The organism is Microcystis sp. M53603_WE2 (assembly GCF_030065435.1).
The window spans coordinates 1-1216 of the sequence record NZ_JASJFF010000314.1 but is presented as its reverse complement, the minus strand read 5'-3'; the positions used below and the strand labels follow the sequence as shown (position 1 = coordinate 1216).

The 1216-nt window shown below is 46.9% G+C and carries 2 protein-coding genes; both read right to left on the bottom strand.

Going from position 1 to position 1216, the window contains the following annotated elements; all coding sequences use genetic code 11:
• Positions 1-438: 438 nt before the first annotated feature.
• Complete coding sequence (locus tag PX481_RS06860) at positions 439-741, bottom strand: DUF3181 family protein (RefSeq protein ID WP_002761852.1); 303 nt, start codon at positions 739-741, stop codon at positions 439-441.
• Positions 734-988, bottom strand: coding sequence for a hypothetical protein (locus PX481_RS06855; protein ID WP_002761850.1), 255 nt, complete (start codon positions 986-988; stop codon positions 734-736). Before PX481_RS06855 ends, PX481_RS06860 begins: the two co-directional genes overlap by 8 nt.
• Positions 989-1216: the final 228 nt, after the last annotated feature.

Genomic DNA, 1216 nt, shown 5'->3' with positions numbered 1-1216 from the left:
TGTTTGGGCCTCGGAATTTCCGTAGGTTTTTCCTCCTATGTGATGTACAGTTTCTAAACAAGGGATCTGTCTTCCAATTTAGTTTCTAGGCAGGGCCTAGGGGATGAACTGCCGCATCCAGCTTTCTTGCAGGCAATCCGCCTCAAGAATGACTTTTAAGAATCTAACCAGAGCTTGGACTTTAAAATAGCACAAGGGATCTCGATTATAACTGAATCGGGAACTATTTAGCGTCTGCTGAAATAAGTTTGTTGGTGGAGGCAGGGTGTGGGGTGTGGGGTGTGGGGCGTGGGGTGTAGGGTTTTAGCCATGTTCAGGGGAAAAGTGCCTGAATTTTCCCCCAGATCACTCCAAGGGCCAGTACTTATCGAACAATGTTTTTAGATTTATTCAGCCAACCCTATAGTTGCGAGTTATCAGGCATACTATTGGGGAATTTTAGCGACTTTTTTGGTATTCTTCTAGCAAATCGATTAAATCTATCTGACATTTGCTGGGTAATAAATCTGCCAGGGAAACTTGCAGATGACCACCTCCGAGGGTGACTTTTATCTCCCGCAGGATAGACATGACTGCATTCTCACTTAAGCTGTCGTTTTCGAGCAAAGGGAAGACTTTTTCGGCAACGACGCTGTGTAAATGTGCTTCCCGGAGATAGAGATGCCATTTAGCCACGTCAATGTAGATATTGTCGCCGATTTGGGCCGCCAGATTTTCGATGTCCTGAGTTGTGTTAGCCATGGGATGTTACCGAGTAGTTAGCGATCGCCGCTATATAAATCAAATGTCCCACCAATAGAATAGCCCAAATTCCCGTGAACAGATTTAACCAAGTCCAATCGGAGAATTTAATGATATGAAAGAACCACAACCCTGAATTAATCGCTAAAAAACCCGCCACATGAACGGCGAAATTCATGCGATCATCTAAACGTCGGAAAGCGGGATCGTTTTTGCGGTCGGGTTGACGGGGCCAACGGGGAGGCATAAGCAGTGATCAGTTATCAATTATCAGTTATCAGTGTACCGTTTTTTTTAGCTAAGTAGGTAGGTGTTAAAAGTTCTCAGACACCCCCCTTATCAAGGGGGGACTAAGGGGGGACTAAGGGGGATCGGCACCCCCCTTATCAAGGGGGGACTAAGGGGGGACTAAGGGGGATCGGCACCCCCCTTATCAAGGGGGGACTCAGGGGGGATCGGCACCCCCCTTATAGAT

Bases quoted from the DNA above. Each gene is read 5' to 3' on its own strand.
- PX481_RS06855 (WP_002761850.1), bottom strand. From the start codon at position 988: ATGCCTCCCCGTTGGCCCCGTCAACCCGACCGCAAAAACGATCCCGCT.
- PX481_RS06860 (WP_002761852.1), bottom strand. From the start codon at position 741: ATGGCTAACACAACTCAGGACATCGAAAATCTGGCGGCCCAAATCGGC.